We start from the raw sequence: 16,897 nt of genomic DNA, 5'->3' as shown, positions 1-16,897 counted from the left end.
TTAATGAGTTCTCTCCGCCCTTTTTGCCTGATGGCATGGCTGGCCGCGCCCGCAACGGCGGCGCTGTTGTTGTTGACGTCGGTGTCGCAGGCACCCGCTCAGGCGCAAGCCGCGCAGGCGACGCCCGCACCGGCGCAGGCCGCTAATCCCGCTCCCGCATCGCCCTCCCAGACCACCGTTGCCGCGACGTCCCCCGAGCAGCGCGGCATCACCGCGCGCGCCATCGACAAGGTGAAGCAGGTCGCGAAATCCGCCGGCGACATCTTCAGCCGCGTGCCCTGCCTGGCGCCCAAGGGCGGCTCGAAGACGATGGGGTCGCTGCCGCATGTCGCGGGCAAGCTCGTCGCCGGCAAGCCCGTCGTGATCGTTGCATTCGGCTCGTCGTCGACGGCGGGCTATGGCGCAAGCTCGCCCGATTTCAACTATCCGAACCGTCTTACCGCGCAGCTGCGCCGGCAATATCCGACCGCCGACATCACCGTCATCAATGCCGGTGTCGGCGGCGAGGACGCGCCCGAGATGATGAAGCGCCTCCAGACGCAGGTGATCGACGTGCATCCGGATATGGTGATCTGGCAGGTCGGCACCAACGCCGTGCTGCGCAACCTCGATCCCGGCGACACCGCCAAGCTGGTCGAGGACGGCATCAGCCGCATCCAGGCCGCCGGCGGCGCCGACATCGTGCTTGTCGATCCGCAATATTCGCCGGCCGTCAACCAGCGCAAGGAGAGCGCCGGCAAGATGGTGAAGCTGCTCGGCAAGGTCGCCGAGCTCCGTCACGTCGGCATCTTCCCGCGCTTCGAGGTGATGCGCGACTGGCACGAGAACCAATCGATTCCGGTCGAGAGTTTCGTCATCGCCGACGGCCTGCACATGAACGATTGGGGCTACGCCTGCTTCGCCCAGCTGCTCGGCGACGACATCATCCGTTCCGTCGGCCAGATCAAGCTCGGCGTGAACGTGCCCGCGGATGTGCGCGCGTATCGGCCGATGTGAGAGGCGAATAGGCAAGGGCGAGTAGCGAATAGGGATCCATTCGCCACTCGCTATTCGCCATCACGCCTTCTCCAGCGCCGCCGTGAGATCCTCGATCAGATCGTCCGCATGCTCGAGCCCGGCCGAGAAGCGGATGAAGCCCTCGCTGATGCCGAGCGCGGCACGGTCTTCCGGCTTCAGGCGCTGATGCGTCGTGGTGGCCGGATGCGTGACGAGGCTCTTGGCGTCGCCGAGATTGTTCGAGATCTTCGCCAGCTGGAGCTCGTTGAGCACGCGGAACGCGGCGGCCTTGCCGCCTTTCACCTCGAAGCCGACCAGCGTCGAGCCGCCGCGCATCTGCTTCTTCACCAGCGCCGCCTGCGGATGATCGGCGCGGCCGGGATAGACCAGCCGCGAGATCTTGGGATGGCTCGCCAGCACGTCGGCCACGCGCGCCGCGGTGTCGGTCTGTGCGCGCACGCGCACGGCCAGCGTCTCCAGGCCCTTGAGCAGAACCCAGGCGTTGAACGGCGAGATCGAGGGGCCGGTCTGGCGCATGAAATTGTGCAGGTGCTCGGCGACGAACGCTTCCGACGACAGGATGATGCCGCCGAGACAGCGGCCCTGGCCGTCGATGTGCTTGGTCGCGGAATAGACCACGACGTCGGCTCCGAGCGCGAGCGGGCTCTGCCAGATCGGCGTCGCGAACACGTTGTCGACGACGAGCCGCGCGCCGCCGCTGTGTGCGATCTCGGCGATCCCGGGGATGTCGAGCACGTCGAGCGTCGGGTTGGTCGGGCTCTCCAGGAAGAACGTCTTGGTGTTCGGCTTGAGCGCGCGCTGCCACTGGTCGAGATCCGAGCCGTCGACCAGCGTGGTCTCGATGCCGTAGCGCGGCAGCAGGTCCTGAATGACGTAGAGACACGAGCCGAACAGGGCGCGAGATGCCACGACGTGGTCGCCGGCCTTGAGCGGCGCGAGGATTGCGGTCGTCACCGCGGCCATGCCGGTTGCGGCCGAGCGCGCCGCTTCGGCGCCTTCGAGCTCGATCATGCGGCGCTCGAACATCGAGATGGTCGGATTGGAGTAGCGCGAATAGATGAAGCCGGGGTCCTCGCCCTTGAACCGCGCCTCGCACTCCTCGGCGCTGTTGTAGACGTAGCCCTGGGTCAGGAACAGCGCCTCCGACGTCTCGCCATATTGCGAGCGCAGGGTGCCGGAATGAACCAGGCGGGTTTCGGGACGGTAAGCAGCAGACGGCTTCGACATAGGACCTCCGACATGACCATCTCTTCAAAAACGGTCACAAAAAAACCGGCCTGGATATCTCCACGGGCCGGGATCACAGAGGTCCCCGGCCTGTTTAGCGACTTATTTAACGTGGCTGCAAGCCGGCCGGCTCAAATCACCACGGGATAAGTCATGCTCATATTCCGCAATGCCCTTTTCGTCAAGGCGTCCATCGGATAGCCGTAAAAAGCTGTATTTTCCGCATGTCCGGATGTACTTGCCCCCTGATGAGGACCCTCGGTTGACGTTCACGGTCGCCGCCAACGCCAATGGTATCCTGCCCGACCGCATGATCGCGGCGATGGCGAAGGCTGGCCTGATCCTGCCCGCCTATGACTTCGTCGAAAGCCAGATCCAGCCGGCGAGCCTCGACCTGCGCCTCGGTGACATCGCCTATCGCGTCCGCGCCAGCTTCCTGCCCGGGCCCGGCGCCACGGTCGCCGAGCGCATCGACGAACTGAAGCTGCATGAGTTCAGCCTCGCCGACGGTGCGGTGCTGGAGACCAACTGCGTCTACATCGTGCCGCTCTTGGAAAGCCTGGCGCTGCCGCCGGAGATCGTCGCGGCCGCAAACCCCAAAAGCTCCACCGGCCGGCTGGACGTCTTCACCCGCGTCATCGCCGACGGCACCCGCCGCTTCGACATGATCGGCGCCGGCTATCACGGCCCGCTCTATGCCGAGATCAGCCCGAAGACGTTTCCGGTGCTGGTGCGCGAGGGCTCGCGCCTCTCGCAGGTGCGCTTCCGCACCGGTGACGCCATCCTCAATGCCGACGAGCTCGACGCGCTGCATGCGTCCGAGCGCCTCGTCGACATCGACGATGCCGATCTCTCCGGCGGCGTCGCCGTCTCCGTCGATCTCTCAGGCGAAAAGGCCAGCGGCTTCGTCGGTTACCGTGCCAAGCGCCACACCGGCGTGGTCGATGTCGATCGCCGCTCCGGCTACGCCGTCGAAGACTTCTGGGAACCGATCTCGGCGCGCCCCGACGGCAGCCTGATCCTCGACCCCGGCGAGTTCTACATCCTCGCCTCCAAGGAAGCCGTGCAGGTGCCGCCCGACTTTGCGGCGGAGATGGTGCCGTTCGATCCGCTGGTCGGTGAATTCCGCGTGCACTATGCCGGCTTCTTCGATCCCGGCTTCGGCTATGCCGGTGCCGGCGGGCAGGGCTCCCGTGCCGTGCTCGAAGTGCGCTCGCGCGAAGTGCCCTTCATCCTCGAGCACGGCCAGATCGTCGGCCGCCTCGTCTACGAGAAGATGCTCGCCCGCCCCGACGCGATGTACGGCCAGCGCATCGGCTCGAACTATCAGGCGCAGGGCCTGAAGCTGAGCAAGCATTTTCGGGTGTAATTCCGTAGCCCGGATGGAGCGCAGCGAAATCCGGGGCCCTTTCGCATCTCGCACGAATCCCGGATTACGCTTCGCTCCATCCGGGCTACTGCTGAAATCGCCTCCGGTTGCGCCTCCGCACGGCCGATGACACACTCCCGCAAAACAACAAGCCGGGAGCGAACATGACCGCCGCAGCCGACACCGCGCAGCAAGCCCAATGGAAACGCTGGCGCGCGGTCGCCGATCTCTATCACGCCTATTTCACCGGCCTGATCCTCACCGTCGTCACGCGGCGCGGCACGGCGGATGCCGCAGAGTTCGTCTTCCGCGTGTTCCGCCGCCAGCAGCAGGAGCGCTTCCTGCCGGGACTTGAGAAGCTCGGCCTCAGGCACCTGCCGCCGGCGGTAGCGGCCGCGCAATATCACTACCTCTCCAACTGGATCGGCGGCGTGCATGTCGAGTACATGCATGAGAGCGACACCAAGGCTTGGATCCGCTATCCGCCGCCGCGCTGGATCTGGAAGGGCACCGCGATCTGCGGCGTGCCGGGCGAGGTCAGCCGCGCAATGCTGCGCGGCTGGCACGCCAACAACGGTGTCGCGCTCGGCGATCTCAGGCTGGGCTTCGTCTGCACCAAGCAGAGCGTCGACGGCCAGGACGGGCTCGAAGGCTATTATCACCAGTACGATCACCCGCTCGAGCTCGATCAGCGTCTGGTGTTCGCGCGGCATCTGGAAGCGCCGCTGTTCGATGCGAAGACTGCGCCCGCGCTTCCCGTTGCGAGTTGGCCAAAACCGCGACTCGAAAAAGCCTATCGCAACTACGCGATGGAATATGTGCGCACCGCCGCACCCGTGATGGTGCAGCTGTTCGGCCCGGAAGACGCCGGCTATCTCCTGCACCTCACCGGCAAGCTGATCGGGATGCAATATTTCGACGAGGTCGCTGCAGCGCTGGACAAGAGCCGTGGCGGTGTGCGCGAGTTCGCTGCGTTCCTGAACGCGCTGTTCGCCGCGCAGGATGATGCTGCCGAGGCGACGCCGTCCGAAGGCAGCTTCGAAATCCGCCAGCGGAGCTGGAAGCTGATGGACGATGTCGCCGACTATCATCCCGCATGTGCAAAGGTGCTGGAGGGATTGTTCGGAGGCCTTGCGGCGGGATGCGGCCGGCATATCGGCGTGCATCTGCGGCCTATGGCAGACGGCCGCACGCCGCTGGTGTGGACCGTGGGATAATTCCACCCATTGAAATGCGCTGCCGCAGGGCACGCCTGCGCGCGGCGCAGGAGGAATCGGCAATTGCCGTGCTAACAAGCCTCTTGCCGCGCGCCCCGCGCGCACAAATGCTTTGCCACACCAAGTGATTGCTGCGCCGCACATGGCGCTCGTGCCCGGGAGAGGACATGTCCGACATCGCCGAAATCCCGGTCGATGAACAAGAGCGTCCGCTGCCGCCGCCCCCGCCGCCGGTGAGAAGTGCGCTGACCGACGGCCCGATCCTGCGCACGTTGCTCGGGCTTGCCTGGCCCAACGTGATCGCGCTGTCGGCCGGCACTTGCACGGTGATCGCGGAGACCTCCTATATCGGCCGGCTCGGCGTCGAGGCATTGGCCGCGATGGCGCTGGTGTTTCCGACCGTGATCCTGACCATGACGATGTCCGGCGGCGCCATGGGCGGCGCGGTGGCTTCCGCCATCGCGCGTGCGCTCGGCGCCGGAGACCGCGAGCGCGCCGGCACGCTCGCCGCGCATGCGCTCTTGATCGGCATCACCTTCGGTCTCGTCTTCATGCTGGGCATGCTGATCTTCGGGCCCAAGGTGCTCGAGATGCTCGGGGGCCGCGGCGACGTGCTGACGCATGCGATCGCCTACACGCAGGTGTTTTTCGGCGGCGCCGTGCTGCCCTGGCTGCTCAACACCATGGCGGGCGTGCTGCGCGGCACCGGCAATATGAGGCTGCCCTCGTTCCTGATCCTCAACTCCGCGGCCTGGCAGATCGTGCTCGGCGGCACGCTGGGGCTCGGACTGGGACCAGTGCCGCAGTTCGGCATGCGCGGCGTCGCGGCCGGCGCGCTGATTGCCTATTGCATGAACATCGGCGTGATGGGCTGGTACCTGTTCTCCGGCCGCGCGCGCGTCGTCCCGAAGCTGCGTGGCCTGCGCATCCAGTGGGCGATGTTCTTCGATATCCTGAAGGTCGGCGCCATCGCCTGCTTCTCGCCGTTGCAATCGGTGCTGACGATCTCGATCTTCACCCACATGCTGGCGAAGTTCGGCACCGCGATCCTCGCCGGCTACGGCATCGGCGCGCGGCTCGAATTCCTGCTGACCTCGATCGCGTTCTCGTTCGGCATCGCCTCGGTGCCGATGGTCGGCATGGCGATCGGCGCCGGCCGCATTGCGCGCGCCCGGCGCATTGCCTGGATCGCGGGTGCGAGCGCGTTCGTCGCCGTCGGCGTGCCGGCGTGCCTGGTCGCGCTCTTCCCCGACCTCTGGGTCAACATCTTCACCGACAGCGCCACCGTGCGCGCGACCAGCCACCAATATCTGTCGACGGTCGCGCCATTCTACGCCTTCATTGGTCTCGCCTCGACGATGTATTTCTGCTCGCAGGGCGCGGCCAAGGTGGTCGGCCCGGTGCTGGCGCAGACCGCGCGACTGATCTACATCTCCGCCGCCGGCTGGTGGCTGTCGACGCATGACGCCACGGCGCAGAGCTTCTTCTGGCTGGCCGCGAGCTCGATGGTCCTGCTCGGCCTGCTGTCGTGCTCCAGCGTGGTGCTGACGCGCTGGGGGCCGCGCGCGAACAGGCCCGCGATCAGACCGGCTCTTTCGGCTGCGGCCGACTAGGTCGCACTTGCCGGATTTTTGTTTCCGGACATTTCCAATCCTTGCCTGGCAATACCGGGTAACCGCGGCTGCTGTTCGCCGAAGGCTCTGCACCAGCTCCTGGAGACACCGTCGCCGCGAGTCCACCAGAAGCTCGGAAAGCCACCATGACCTCGATTTCGGCGCTCTCTTCTCACCACCACCACTCATCGCCGTTGCAGCGGCTGCAAGATGAGCTGCAAGCGGAAGTCAGTTCCGGCGCGATCAGCTCGTCCGATCAATCGGCACTGTCGGCCGCGCTCAGCGACATCGATTCCGCCTTGCAATCGGGCAGCGCGAGCGATCAGTCCAGCGGTACTGGATCGTCGCCTGACGCTTTCAAGTCGAAGATCGACGATCTCATCCGGCAGGAAGTTTCGGACGGCAAGTTGACCGACCAGCAGGCCACCGAGCTGCAAGGTATCTTCAAGGCGGCGTTCTCCCAGGGACCGGGCGGGGCAGGTGGTCCGGGTGGAGCAGGTGGGCCGCCGCCCGGCGGGCCTCCCCCCGCCGACGCCACCGACAGTTCGTCGAGCGGCAATTCGATGGTGGATATGCTTCAGCAATTCCTGGATTCGCTGAAGAGCCTGCTCACGGATTCGACCTCGTCCGGCACGACGGAATCGAGCGACACGACGAGCGTAAGCGATTCTTCTTCGACCACCACCACGGACAGTTCGTCGAGCGGCAAGTCCGCGACGGACCTGCTCGAGCAATTCCTTCAGTCGCTGAAGAACTCGCTGGCGGATCCGACCTACAGCGCGAAGTCGTCGAGCGACGAAACAAAGGCAAGCGATCCGTCGATATCCGGCGTCCTGATCAACGACCGGATCTGAGCGGAGCGATGCATCGCAGGCCGGGAGCGGCGGCTGTCCGCCGCCGCTCTAGCGGTGCTTGTGACGCCGACGGCCGCCGCCGCCGAAATTGGCGAGCTGCATCATCTGGGGGATCATGGCCATCATGCTGGCGCCGCCGGCGCCACCCATCATGCTCATCATGTCGCCGCCGCCCATGCCCATCGGCATGAAGCCGCCGCCCATCATGCCACCAAGACCTCCACCAAGTCCTCCACCGCCACTGCCGTCCATCATCGGGCCCATGGTCTGCATCAGCGCGGCGAAGCGGCGCTTGCCCATCTTCGCCTTCATCATGTCCAGCATCGGCGCCATCTGGGTCATCATGTCCTCGCCGCCGGCACCACCGCCGCCGCCGAAGCCGGCGAACTGCGCGTGCGCCGGCGTGCTCGCGACCGAAAACAACAGCAGCACGGCGGCCGCCTGGCAGATCAACTTGTCCGCACCTCTCATGACATGCTCCTCGCGTGCGTGGCTTCGCCGGGAGAGCAGAGCCGACCGGACGCACGCGGCCATGGTTACGGCCGAGGAGGAGAAAGCTCTGTGAGGGAGATCACAGAGGCCAATCAGGCTGCCGCGGACGGAAAGGCCCTGTGGATGGCGGCCACGGCTTCCCTGGTCTGCCCCTGGACGTAGGCGGCAAGCTCGTTTGGCAGCATGTCGATGATCCAGACCAGGCGGCACCTCGCCTCGCCCTCGGCGATCACCTGCACCGAAGCGCTGTAATGCTTCAGCCGCTCGTTGTTGATCGCATAGACGAGGCGCTGCCGCGCGTCGTCGCAATCGACCAGCACCTCGCGCGCCACCGAGCCGTTGGCGAAGGTGACGATGCGCGCATCGCCGTCGAGCGTGCAGGCCGTGACGAAGCCCGGCGCCAGCCGCTGCGGCAGCGCGCCGAAATCGCGCACCGCGTCCCAGACCTTGTTTGCAGGCGCATTAAGGAGAACGTCGTTGTGGATGGAAGCCATTGGGGAGGTATCCTTGATTTCGACAGATCTTGCCACGAACGCCGTCATTGCGAGCGCAGCGAAGCAATCCAGAAATGTCTCCGCGGAGACAGTCTGGATTGCTTCGTCGCAAGGGCTCCTCGCAATGACGGAGGAGACAGAAGCGCTCACACGCAAACCGCCTCGACATTGTTGCCGTCGGGATCAATCAAGAATGCCGCATAGTAAGTCGGGCTGTAATCCTTGCGCGGGCCGGCGCCGCCATTGTCGCGGCCGCCGCTCTTCAGGCCCTCGCTGTGGAACGCCTTGACCGCGTCATGATTGCCGGCGCGAAACGCGATGTGCGCGCCGTCGGCCTTGCGCCCCTTGTTCAGGTGTAGCCACAGCGCCGGCTCGTCCTTCGGCCCGAAGCCGGCATAGCCGTCGCCGCTCGAGCACAGGACGTAGCCGAGCGGCGCCAGCACGGCGGTGTAGAAGCGTGTGGCGGCGTCGAGGTCGGCAACACGCAATCCGATGTGGTCGTACATGGTCGTCTCCATTGCAAAGCGCGCCGCGCATGGCGCGCGCCGGAGACGAACCTAGTCAGTTGAGGGCACGGCGCTCTTGGAGAATCTTGCGCATCCCGCGCGAGGCCTGCCGGAACTTGGTCGGCGACACGCCGGCGGCGCGGTGGAAGGTGCGGACGAAGTTGGAGAGATCGCCGAAGCCGACGTCGTAGGCGATGTCGGTGACGGCGATGCCGTCCTCGGTGAGCAGGCGTGCCGCATGCCGCAGCCGCGAGCGCACCAGATATTGATGCGGCGTGACGCCAAGCACGGCCGAGAACAGCCGCAGGAAGTGGAACGGGCTGAGCCCCGCCTGTCGTGCAGCCTGTTCGAGGTCGACCTCGGCATGCGAGTTCTCGTCGATCCACAGCGCGGCTTCGACCGCACGGCGGCGGTCGCGCGCAGTCGGCGTGGCCTGCTTGCGCGGCTTGCCGGTGACGATGTCGACGAAACGGCCGGCCAGGATCTGGCCGACCTCGTCGAGGCCCAGATCGCTGTTGCCATCTGCTGCCGTCTGGGCGAGCTCGCCCAGCACCATCAGCTCGGGCAGTGGCGGCGTCGCGCCGACCTGCCATGCCTCACGCCGTCCGCCGAGCGTGTCGACGAGGTCCTCGCTGAGGAAGAAGGACAGGCAGACGTCGCCACTGACATGCTCATGCGTGCAGGTGTATTCCTCGCCGGGCGCGCCGACCAGCATTGAGCCCGCCACCAGCTCGAAGAAGCCGGCGCGGCAATGGCAGCCGAAGCTGCCGGAGCGGACATAGGCGATGGAATGGCCGGTGCGGCATTCGGCAAACGGCGTATCGTCCGGTCCCGCATCGCAGCGAAACTCGGAAACCGTCATCGAACGTGTCGTCAGCAGCGTGGTTGCGTCCATGCCACCTATCTAGGTGGAGGGCCTCGGCGGGGCAACGGGCAGCAGCACCTCGAACAGCGTCTTGCTGGCGATGGGATGGGCACCCTCGAGCGCCAGCAATCGCCGCTTCGAGATCACTCCGCCATAGGGCGAGAGCCGGTCGGCGTAGTTGCCGGCCTCCAGCACCCGGTGGCAAGGCACGATCAGCATGTAGGGATTTTTCGCGACCGCCTGCGCCACCGAATGCGCCGCGCCGGAGGCCCCCAGCGCCTTGGCGATCTCGTGATAGGTGCGCGTTTCGCCGCGCGGGATCGTGCAGGTGTATTCGTAGACCCGTCGGTTGAAGCCGGGCACGCCGCTGGCATCCAGGCTGACGTCGGAAAAGTCGGGATCGCTGCCCTGCAGCAGCGCCGCGATACCCTCGATCGCAAGCTCGGCATTGAGCGGAGGCTGCTGCTCGCGCGCCTCGGGATGGACCGCAAAGATCCGGCGGCGTGTGTCGATCTCCCGCGCCTCCGGCAATTGCACCGCCACCACGCCGGAATTGCTCCAGACGATGCCGCAGCGCCCTATCGTCGTGTCGAATATCGCGTAGCCACGCCCCACCATGCACACGCCCCACTCAGTGCACGTTACTCCCCGACACGAGATCATAACACCGCCACAATCCGGCGCACCTGGAATCTTATTGAAACGTTAAGAAGCGTCCGGCCGGGTGCGCCAAACCGCTTGGCGGGACGCGCCGTCTCGGCTAATCAGAACGGGACGCGAGCAGCGCATCCGCGGGCGTAGTTCAATGGTAGAACGGCAGCTTCCCAAGCTGCATACGAGGGTTCGATTCCCTTCGCCCGCTCCATGTTTTCGGTCCGGCCGGAGCGTGGTAGGCTGAAGCCATGGTCAGGACGCTCGAACAAGCCATTGCGCAAATTTCCCAGCTGCCGGCCGCCGATCAGGAAGAGATCGGCCAGAAATTGCTTTCGCATCTCGAAAAGCTCAGGGCTCTTCGGTCTGAAATTGACCGCGGTGTCCATTCGCTCGATGCAGGCAAGGGCGAAGCCCTGAATATGGAAGAGTTTCTGCGCGAAAAGAATTTACGGCATGGTGGAGCATAAGCATCCGGTCATTTGGTCGCCGGAAGCGCTCGACGATATTGGTCAGCTTTGGGACTACTGCGCCGAGGCGGCAGGAGCCGGGACGGCCGACAGGATCTTGCGCCAGATCGGGAAAGCCGTTGCACTCCTCGAGGATCTTCCCCCTCGCGGGGCGGGCGCGCGACGAAATTCGCGCCGGCCTGCGTTCGTTGGCTGCCGCTCCGCAAATTGTCTTCTATCGCTTGAAGGATAACCGGGCCGAGATCGTGCGTGTGCTCGACGGCAGGCAGGACATTGAGGCCATTTTTTCCAAAGACGAGAATGGGTAGCGGAGAGGGGCTCCGAAAGCGTCGCGCGTCCCCTTAAGCCCGAGCATTCTTGGCGAGCAGCCGCCGGCAAAGATTCTAATATGTTAGCCTCTTGCTTCCGGCATGCGCGCCTCGCCCGGCTTAAGCTTCGCTCGCCCTGATGGTGCGGTCCTCGTGTCGGGCAATGTTCGGATGAAGAGCAGGACCCGCAAAGAGATGGACCAGCAGAAACTCGATCGCGCGATCGGTCGTCGCTTGAAGACTGTGAGGACGCAGGCCGGCATGACGTTGAACGAACTCGCTGCACGCTCGGGCGTGAGCCGGGCGATGATCGGACGGGTGGAGCGGGCGCAGAGCAGTGCGACGGCGTCGCTGCTCAACAAGCTTTGCGCCGCGCTCGACGTGTCGCTGAGCGACGTGGTCGCGCTGGCCGAGAAGCCGCCGGAGCGCCTGGTGCGGCTCGGCGACCAGCCGCACTGGCGCGATCCCGAGAGCGGTTATCGCCGGCGGCATGCTTCGCCGACGGACGCGGCGAGCGGCATCGAGATCATCGTCGTCGACCTGCCGGCCGGCGCGCGGGTGCCGTACAGCCCGTGGGGCCGCAATGCCTTCACCCAGCAGCTCCTGATGCTGGAGGGCGCGATCGCCGTGCACATCGACGCCAAGACGGTGCGCCTGCGCGAGGGCGACTGTCTCGACTTCGACGTGATGCGTGCGGTGATCTTCGAGAACGAAACCAGACAGGACGCGCGCTACGTCATCATCACGCGGCGCGGCACCTCTTACGGGAAAATGTGATGTCGCTGATCGTGCGGGACGCCACGCTGGAGGATGCCGAGGATATTTTGGCCATCTACAATTATGCCGCGGTCAACACCACCGCGGTGTGGACCGATGGCCCGGTTGATCTCGATTCGCGGCGCGCGTGGATCCGCGCGCGACGGGACGCCGGCTATCCCGTTCTGGTCGCCATGAAGGGCAGGGACGTGGTCGGCTTCGCCTCCTTCGGCGATTTCCGTCCCTGGCCCGGCTATCGGCACACGGTCGAGAATTCGGTCTATGTCGACGAGCGACATCATCGCGCGGGAATCGGCCGCGGCCTGATGATTGCGTTGATCGAGCGGGCCACGGCGCTGCGCAAGCACACGATGGTCGCCGCGATCGAGGCCTCGAACTCCGGCTCGATCGCGCTGCACGCGTCGTTCGGCTTCACCGAGGTCGGCCGCATGCCTGAGGTCGGCTGCAAGTTCGGCCGCTGGCTTGATATGGTCCTCATGCAGAAGCGGCTTGCAAGCGGAGTGAGGCCGTGACGATGCAGATCCGGACCGGCGACACCTTTGATCCGCGCGTCATCGCGCTGCTCGACCATCACGTCACGGCGGCGCGGGCGCAGACCGCGCCGGGCAGCGCGCATGCGCTCGATCTGGCGGGTCTTCGCGCGAGCGATATCGCATTCTGGACCGGCTGGGACGGCGACACGCTGGTCGCCACCGGCGCACTGAAGATGCTCTCGGCCACCCATGGCGAGGTGAAGTCGATGCACACGCTCCAGACCACGCGGCGGCGCGGCTTTGGCGGCCAGATGCTCCGCCACATCATCACGGAAGCCCGCGCCCGCGGCTTGACGCGGCTCAGCCTCGAGACCGGCTCGTGGGACTATTTCAAGCCGGCGCATGCGCTGTACCAGGCGCATGGCTTCGTGCTGTGCGGCCCGTTCGAAGGTTATGTCGAGGACCCCAACAGCCTGTTCCTGACGCTGGATCTGAGCCGCGGCTAGCGGCGGCCCGCCAGCAGGGCGCGAAAGTGCCGTCTTGCCCCTACGCTTGCCCCTCCACCTGCCCCTCAAAATGAGTTGCGTACCTCAAAACACCTCTGCTAGCCTTCAGGGATGGCCCAAGAAACCGTCCAAGAAACCGTTCAAGAGACCCTTTCCGACGCTCCGACTGCCACCGCGCTGACCCTGAAGGACATCGCGCGCGAGGCCGGCGTGAGCCTGGCGACCGTGGACCGGGTCCTGCACAACCGGCCGGGCGTGCGGCCGGACACGGTCCGGCGCGTCAGGGAGGCGATCGAGCGCAATTCCTTCCAGCCGCATGTGGCGGCCGCCGAGCTCGCCCGCGGCCGCGCCCGTCGCTTTGCCTTCGTGATGCCGTCGGGGCCGAACCCGTTCATGCAGCAGATCGAGGCCTATCTCGGCGAGATGTCGGCCTGGCTCTCGGCGCGCCGCCTGAATATCGAGATGGTCGCAACCGACGTGTTCGATCCCTCCGTGCTCGCCGCCTCGCTGGAGGCGCTGTCGGGCGATTACGACGGCATCGCAGTGGTGGCGCTGGATCATCCCGGCGTCCGCGCCGCCATCAACGATCTCGTCGAGGCCGGCACCAAGGTCGTCACGCTGGTCTCGGACGTGCCGTCCTCGCGGCGCCATCATTATGTCGGCATCGACAACATCGCGGCGGGTCGCACCGCCGGTGCGCTGGTCGGGCGGCTGGTCGGCGGGCGATCCGGCAAGGTCGCCATCGTCGCGGGCTCGCAGGGCCTGCGCGACCACGCCGAGCGCATCTTCGGCTTCAACCAGGTGATGGCGTCGGAATTCCGCGGTCTCAGCGTGCTGCCGGTGCTGGAAGGGCGCGACGAGGACGAGCGTTCGGAGCAGCTGCTGGCGCGGCTGTTGGGCAGTCATGCTGACATTGTCGGTCTTTATAACGTCGGCGCCGGCACACAGGGCGTCGCCAAAGCGTTGAGCGAGGCCGGCCGCGACAAGGTCGTGTTCGTCGGGCACGACGTCACGGCGCTGACGCGCCGGCTGCTGCTCCAGGGCGTGATGGATGCCGCGATCTCGCAAAACCCCGGACATGAGGCGCGCGCCGCCGTGCGCGTGCTGCTCGCGCTCGCCCGCGGCGAGCCGATCTTGCGCGAACAGGAGAGGATCAGGATCGACATCGTGATGCGGGACAATCTGCCGTAGCGGCAGGCGATTTTCGAAACGGCCCATGGCGGAGCAAGCGACGCAAGATCGCACACCGCGACGGTTGAACGGGAGGATGGCGTGTATCTCGGAATGGACATCGGCACCTCAGGTGTGAAGGCGGTGCTCGTGAACGAAGCCGGCGCGATTGTCGCAACGGCCGCGCGCGAGCTTGCGCTGTCGCATCCCGCGCCGCTGTGGTCCGAGCAGGATCCCGACGCCTGGGTCGATGCGGCGACCGGCGCGGTCGATGATCTCGCGCGCCATCATCCGCGCGAGGTTGCGCGGGTCGCCGGCATCGGGCTGTCAGGACAGATGCACGGCGCGACGCTGCTCGGTGAGGATGGACGGCCGCTGCGTCCCGCGATCCTCTGGAACGACGGTCGCTCGCAGGCCGAATGCGGCGAGCTGGAGCGGCGCTGTCCGTCATTGCACGGCATCGCCGGCAATCTGGCGATGCCCGGCTTCACCGCGCCAAAGCTGCTCTGGGTCGCGCGGCATGAGCCAAAAATCTTCGCGCGCGTCGCAAAGGTGCTGCTGCCGAAGGCCTATGTCCGCTATCGCCTCACCGGCGAGATGATCGAGGACATGTCCGACGCGGCCGGCACGCTGTGGCTCGACGTCGGTCTGCGCCGTTGGTCGGCCCTCCTGCTGCATGCCACAGGGCTCGATCTCCATCACATGCCGCGTCTCGTCGAAGGCAGCGAGGTCAGTGCCGTGCTCGCGCCGGAATGGGCGCAGCGCTGGGGCATGACGAAGAATGTCGTGGTCGCCGGTGGCGCCGGCGATTGCGCGGCGAGCGCGATCGGGCTCGGCGCCATCGCGTCCGGCGATGCCTTCCTGTCGCTGGGCACCTCAGGCGTGATGTTTCGCGTCACCGATCGGTTCGCGCCGGCGCCGGCCTCGGCGGTGCATGCGTTCTGTCACGCGCTGCCCGGGCTCTGGCACCAGATGGGCGTGATGCTGTCGGCAGCGGCCTCGCTCGCCTGGCTCTCAAGCGTGATGGAGACGCCCGCGGCCGCACTGCTGGCGCCGCTCGGTGAACGCGTCGATGGGCCGAGCCCGATCAAATTCCTGCCCTATCTCGACGGCGAGCGCACGCCGCACAACGATGCCGCCGCCAGCGGCGCCTTCGTCGGCCTGCGCGGCGCGACCGGGCGCGGCCAGATCGTGCAGGCCGTGCTCGAGGGCGTTGCCTTCGCCGCGCGTGATAATCTTGCGGCACTGAGCGCGGCGAGCGGGCCGATCGGGGAAGTGGATCTGGTCGGCGGCGGCTCGCGCTCGCCGCTCTGGGCGCAGATCTGCGCCGACGTGCTCGGCATTTCCGTCCATCGCGTCGAGGAAGGCGAGGTCGGCGCCGCGCTCGGCGCCGCGCGGCTCGGGCGCCTTGCCGCCACCGGTGAAGCTCCCGCCGAAGTCTGCAAGCGTCCACGAAGGCTTGCGAGTTTCGCGCCCCGCGCATCCGTGACCGCCGCCTATGACGAGGCCTATCGCCGCTGGCGCGCGCTTTATCCCGCGTTGAAGGAGTCCGCTTAAGTGAACGCGTCAGCCAAATTCTTCGAGGCAAGCACGCCTGTTGCCTTTGCCGGCAAGGATGCCGGACCGTCGCCCGCCTTCCGCTGGTACGACAAGGACCGCATCGTCCATGGCCGCCGGCTCGAGGATCATTTGCGCTTTGCCGTCTGCTACTGGCATTCCCTGTGCTGGCCGGGCGGCGATCCCTTCGGCGGCGAGACGTTCCTGCGGCCCTGGCACCACGGCACCGACGCGATGGCGATGGCACGGGCCAAGGCCGATGTCGCCTTCGAGCTGTTCCGCCTGCTCGACGTGCCCTTCTTCACCTTCCACGACGTCGATGCGGCGCCGGAAGGTGCCTCGCTCGCGGAGTCCGTCGCCAACCTCAACGCCATCGCCGATCTGTTCGAAGCGAAAATGGCCTCGGCCAAAGTCCGCCTGCTCTGGGGCACGGCCAATCTGTTCACGCATCGCCGCTACATGGCGGGCGCTGCGACCAATCCGGACCCTGACATCTTCACCTATGCCGCCGGACAGGTCCGCGCCGCGCTGGAGGTGACGCACCGGCTCGGCGGCCAGAACTATGTGCTGTGGGGTGGCCGCGAGGGCTACGAGACGCTGCTCAACACCGATCTCAGGCGCGAGCTCGACCAGCTCGGCCGCTTCGTCTCGCTGGTCGTCGAGCACAAGCACAGAATAGGCTTCAAGGGCCCGATCCTGATCGAGCCGAAGCCGAAGGAGCCGACCAAGCATCAGTATGATTTCGACGTCGCCACCTGCTACGGCTTCCTCGCGCGCTACGATCTCCTCAAGGACGTCAGGCTCAACATCGAGCAGAACCACGCCATCCTGGCCGGCCATTCCTTCCATCACGAGGTCGCGCTGGCCGAGGCGCTCGGTGTGTTCGGCTCGCTCGACGTCAACCGCGGCGACGATCTGCTCGGCTGGGACACCGACCAGTTCGCGATGAACGTGGGCGAGCTGGCGCTGGTGTTCCACGAGATCCTGAACCGCGGCGGCTTCACCTCGGGCGGGCTCAATTTCGACGCCAAGATCCGTCGCCAGTCGATCGACCCCGACGATCTCATCCACGCCCATGTCGGCTCGATGGACGCCTGCGCGCGGGCCTTCCTGGCCGCCGCCGACATGCTCGATGCCGGCGTCCTCACCGCGCCGCTCGGCAAGCGCTACGAAGCATGGGCGGGCTCCGAGGGCCGCGCCATCCTCGGCGGCCAGCGTTCGCTCGCCGATCTCGCCGATCGGGCGCTCGGCTCCGGCTTCGATCCGCAGCCGCGCTCGGGACGGCAGGAATATCTGGAATCCCTGGTCAACCGCTATGTCTGAGGAACGCC

19 protein-coding genes, 1 tRNA gene, 1 pseudogene and 1 riboswitch are annotated in these 16,897 nt (G+C 66.3%); of the genes and pseudogenes, 15 read left to right on the top strand and 6 right to left on the bottom strand.

Annotation, left to right across the window (positions count from 1 at the left end):
• Positions 1-3 precede the first annotated feature (3 nt).
• Positions 4-996: an SGNH/GDSL hydrolase family protein gene (locus AC1RUR_RS10610; protein ID WP_492843545.1), complete on the top strand. Its 993-nt coding sequence runs from the start codon at positions 4-6 to the stop codon at positions 994-996.
• A gap of 60 nt (positions 997-1,056) precedes the next feature.
• Here AC1RUR_RS10610 and AC1RUR_RS10605 read toward each other — a convergent pair whose 3' ends face one another.
• Complete coding sequence (locus AC1RUR_RS10605) at positions 1,057-2,244, bottom strand: O-succinylhomoserine sulfhydrylase (RefSeq protein WP_492843543.1); 1,188 nt, start codon at positions 2,242-2,244, stop codon at positions 1,057-1,059.
• Positions 2,245-2,317: 73 nt separating this feature from the next.
• A riboswitch (SAM riboswitch) is annotated at positions 2,318-2,397 on the bottom strand.
• A gap of 79 nt (positions 2,398-2,476) precedes the next feature.
• Here AC1RUR_RS10605 and AC1RUR_RS10600 point away from each other — a divergent pair.
• The 4 genes from AC1RUR_RS10600 (at position 2,477) to AC1RUR_RS10585 (ending at position 7,297) form a co-directional block, all read left to right on the top strand.
• Positions 2,477-3,613, top strand: a complete 1,137-nt coding sequence (locus tag AC1RUR_RS10600) for a 2'-deoxycytidine 5'-triphosphate deaminase (RefSeq protein ID WP_492843541.1) — start codon at positions 2,477-2,479, stop codon at positions 3,611-3,613.
• 164 nt (positions 3,614-3,777) lie between these two features.
• Entirely contained in the window at positions 3,778-4,830 is a 1,053-nt protein-coding gene (locus tag AC1RUR_RS10595; protein WP_492843539.1) for a hypothetical protein, read from the top strand.
• 167 nt (positions 4,831-4,997) lie between these two features.
• The gene (locus AC1RUR_RS10590; RefSeq protein WP_492843537.1) at positions 4,998-6,443 is read left to right on the top strand and encodes an MATE family efflux transporter; all 1,446 of its coding nucleotides are present in this window, start codon (positions 4,998-5,000) and stop codon (positions 6,441-6,443) included.
• A 146-nt stretch (positions 6,444-6,589) separates the two neighbouring features.
• The gene (locus AC1RUR_RS10585; RefSeq protein ID WP_492843535.1) at positions 6,590-7,297 is read left to right on the top strand and encodes a hypothetical protein; all 708 of its coding nucleotides are present in this window, start codon (positions 6,590-6,592) and stop codon (positions 7,295-7,297) included.
• Between the two features lie 48 nt (positions 7,298-7,345).
• Here the strand turns inward: AC1RUR_RS10585 and AC1RUR_RS10580 are convergent, their stop codons facing one another.
• The 5 genes from AC1RUR_RS10580 to AC1RUR_RS10560 form a co-directional block, all read right to left on the bottom strand.
• Positions 7,346-7,768 carry a hypothetical protein gene (locus AC1RUR_RS10580; protein ID WP_492843533.1) on the bottom strand — a complete coding sequence of 141 codons (423 nt, stop codon included), beginning with the start codon at positions 7,766-7,768 and terminating at the stop codon, positions 7,346-7,348.
• A 113-nt stretch (positions 7,769-7,881) separates the two neighbouring features.
• Positions 7,882-8,283, bottom strand: a complete 402-nt coding sequence (locus AC1RUR_RS10575; RefSeq protein WP_492843531.1) for an SRPBCC family protein — start codon at positions 8,281-8,283, stop codon at positions 7,882-7,884.
• 146 nt (positions 8,284-8,429) lie between these two features.
• Positions 8,430-8,789, bottom strand: a complete 360-nt coding sequence (locus AC1RUR_RS10570) for a VOC family protein (RefSeq protein WP_492843529.1) — start codon at positions 8,787-8,789, stop codon at positions 8,430-8,432.
• 55 nt (positions 8,790-8,844) lie between these two features.
• A complete protein-coding gene (locus AC1RUR_RS10565) occupies positions 8,845-9,684 on the bottom strand; it encodes a helix-turn-helix transcriptional regulator (protein WP_492843527.1) in 840 nt (279 codons plus the stop codon).
• Positions 9,685-9,693: 9 nt separating this feature from the next.
• Entirely contained in the window at positions 9,694-10,272 is a 579-nt protein-coding gene (locus tag AC1RUR_RS10560) for a methylated-DNA--[protein]-cysteine S-methyltransferase (protein WP_492843525.1), read from the bottom strand.
• A 173-nt stretch (positions 10,273-10,445) separates the two neighbouring features.
• Here AC1RUR_RS10560 and AC1RUR_RS10555 point away from each other — a divergent pair.
• The 10 genes and pseudogenes from AC1RUR_RS10555 (at position 10,446) to xylA (ending at position 16,889) form a co-directional block, all read left to right on the top strand.
• Positions 10,446-10,519 (top strand) — tRNA-Gly (locus AC1RUR_RS10555).
• Positions 10,520-10,556: 37 nt separating this feature from the next.
• Positions 10,557-10,775: a hypothetical protein gene (locus tag AC1RUR_RS10550; RefSeq protein ID WP_492843523.1), complete on the top strand. Its 219-nt coding sequence runs from the start codon at positions 10,557-10,559 to the stop codon at positions 10,773-10,775.
• Positions 10,762-10,890 (top strand): annotated as a pseudogene (locus AC1RUR_RS10545) (hypothetical protein); the annotation flags it as partial. The gene AC1RUR_RS10550 and the pseudogene AC1RUR_RS10545, both read left to right, overlap by 14 nt.
• Before the next feature lie 4 nt (positions 10,891-10,894).
• Positions 10,895-11,083: a type II toxin-antitoxin system RelE/ParE family toxin gene (locus AC1RUR_RS10540; protein WP_492843914.1), complete on the top strand. Its 189-nt coding sequence runs from the start codon at positions 10,895-10,897 to the stop codon at positions 11,081-11,083.
• A gap of 195 nt (positions 11,084-11,278) precedes the next feature.
• Positions 11,279-11,860: a helix-turn-helix domain-containing protein gene (locus AC1RUR_RS10535; RefSeq protein WP_492843898.1), complete on the top strand. Its 582-nt coding sequence runs from the start codon at positions 11,279-11,281 to the stop codon at positions 11,858-11,860.
• Positions 11,860-12,372, top strand: coding sequence for a GNAT family N-acetyltransferase (locus AC1RUR_RS10530; RefSeq protein WP_492843521.1), 513 nt, complete (start codon positions 11,860-11,862; stop codon positions 12,370-12,372). The genes AC1RUR_RS10535 and AC1RUR_RS10530 overlap by 1 nt, the downstream gene beginning before the upstream one ends.
• Before the next feature lie 2 nt (positions 12,373-12,374).
• Entirely contained in the window at positions 12,375-12,839 is a 465-nt protein-coding gene (locus tag AC1RUR_RS10525) for a GNAT family N-acetyltransferase (protein ID WP_492843896.1), read from the top strand.
• Positions 12,840-12,950: 111 nt separating this feature from the next.
• Positions 12,951-14,030: a LacI family DNA-binding transcriptional regulator gene (locus AC1RUR_RS10520; RefSeq protein ID WP_492843519.1), complete on the top strand. Its 1,080-nt coding sequence runs from the start codon at positions 12,951-12,953 to the stop codon at positions 14,028-14,030.
• A gap of 81 nt (positions 14,031-14,111) precedes the next feature.
• On the top strand, positions 14,112-15,566 hold the full coding sequence (gene xylB, locus AC1RUR_RS10515; RefSeq protein ID WP_492843517.1) for a xylulokinase: 1,455 nt from the start codon (positions 14,112-14,114) through the stop codon (positions 15,564-15,566).
• The gene (gene xylA, locus AC1RUR_RS10510; RefSeq protein ID WP_492843515.1) at positions 15,567-16,889 is read left to right on the top strand and encodes a xylose isomerase; all 1,323 of its coding nucleotides are present in this window, start codon (positions 15,567-15,569) and stop codon (positions 16,887-16,889) included. It begins immediately after the preceding gene.
• The last annotated feature ends 8 nt before the right edge of the window (positions 16,890-16,897 follow it).

The organism is Bradyrhizobium sp. GW821-FHT12B03, from assembly GCF_058807535.1.
The sequence above is the reverse complement of the archived record's forward strand: the minus strand, read 5'-3'. Positions and strand labels throughout refer to the sequence as shown.

Excerpts from the sequence above, each read along its gene's own strand:
- AC1RUR_RS10610 (WP_492843545.1), top strand. The coding sequence starts at position 4 with ATGAGTTCTCTCCGCCCTTTTTGCCTGATGGCATGGCTGGCCGCGCCC.
- AC1RUR_RS10605 (WP_492843543.1), bottom strand. The coding sequence starts at position 2,244 with ATGTCGAAGCCGTCTGCTGCTTACCGTCCCGAAACCCGCCTGGTTCAT.
- AC1RUR_RS10600 (WP_492843541.1), top strand. The coding sequence starts at position 2,477 with ATGTACTTGCCCCCTGATGAGGACCCTCGGTTGACGTTCACGGTCGCC.
- AC1RUR_RS10595 (WP_492843539.1), top strand. The coding sequence starts at position 3,778 with ATGACCGCCGCAGCCGACACCGCGCAGCAAGCCCAATGGAAACGCTGG.
- AC1RUR_RS10590 (WP_492843537.1), top strand. The coding sequence starts at position 4,998 with ATGTCCGACATCGCCGAAATCCCGGTCGATGAACAAGAGCGTCCGCTG.
- AC1RUR_RS10585 (WP_492843535.1), top strand. The coding sequence starts at position 6,590 with ATGACCTCGATTTCGGCGCTCTCTTCTCACCACCACCACTCATCGCCG.
- AC1RUR_RS10580 (WP_492843533.1), bottom strand. The coding sequence starts at position 7,768 with ATGAGAGGTGCGGACAAGTTGATCTGCCAGGCGGCCGCCGTGCTGCTG.
- AC1RUR_RS10575 (WP_492843531.1), bottom strand. The coding sequence starts at position 8,283 with ATGGCTTCCATCCACAACGACGTTCTCCTTAATGCGCCTGCAAACAAG.
- AC1RUR_RS10570 (WP_492843529.1), bottom strand. The coding sequence starts at position 8,789 with ATGTACGACCACATCGGATTGCGTGTTGCCGACCTCGACGCCGCCACA.
- AC1RUR_RS10565 (WP_492843527.1), bottom strand. The coding sequence starts at position 9,684 with ATGGACGCAACCACGCTGCTGACGACACGTTCGATGACGGTTTCCGAG.
- AC1RUR_RS10560 (WP_492843525.1), bottom strand. The coding sequence starts at position 10,272 with ATGGTGGGGCGTGGCTACGCGATATTCGACACGACGATAGGGCGCTGC.
- AC1RUR_RS10550 (WP_492843523.1), top strand. The coding sequence starts at position 10,557 with ATGGTCAGGACGCTCGAACAAGCCATTGCGCAAATTTCCCAGCTGCCG.
- AC1RUR_RS10535 (WP_492843898.1), top strand. The coding sequence starts at position 11,279 with ATGGACCAGCAGAAACTCGATCGCGCGATCGGTCGTCGCTTGAAGACT.
- AC1RUR_RS10530 (WP_492843521.1), top strand. The coding sequence starts at position 11,860 with ATGTCGCTGATCGTGCGGGACGCCACGCTGGAGGATGCCGAGGATATT.
- AC1RUR_RS10525 (WP_492843896.1), top strand. The coding sequence starts at position 12,375 with ATGCAGATCCGGACCGGCGACACCTTTGATCCGCGCGTCATCGCGCTG.
- AC1RUR_RS10520 (WP_492843519.1), top strand. The coding sequence starts at position 12,951 with ATGGCCCAAGAAACCGTCCAAGAAACCGTTCAAGAGACCCTTTCCGAC.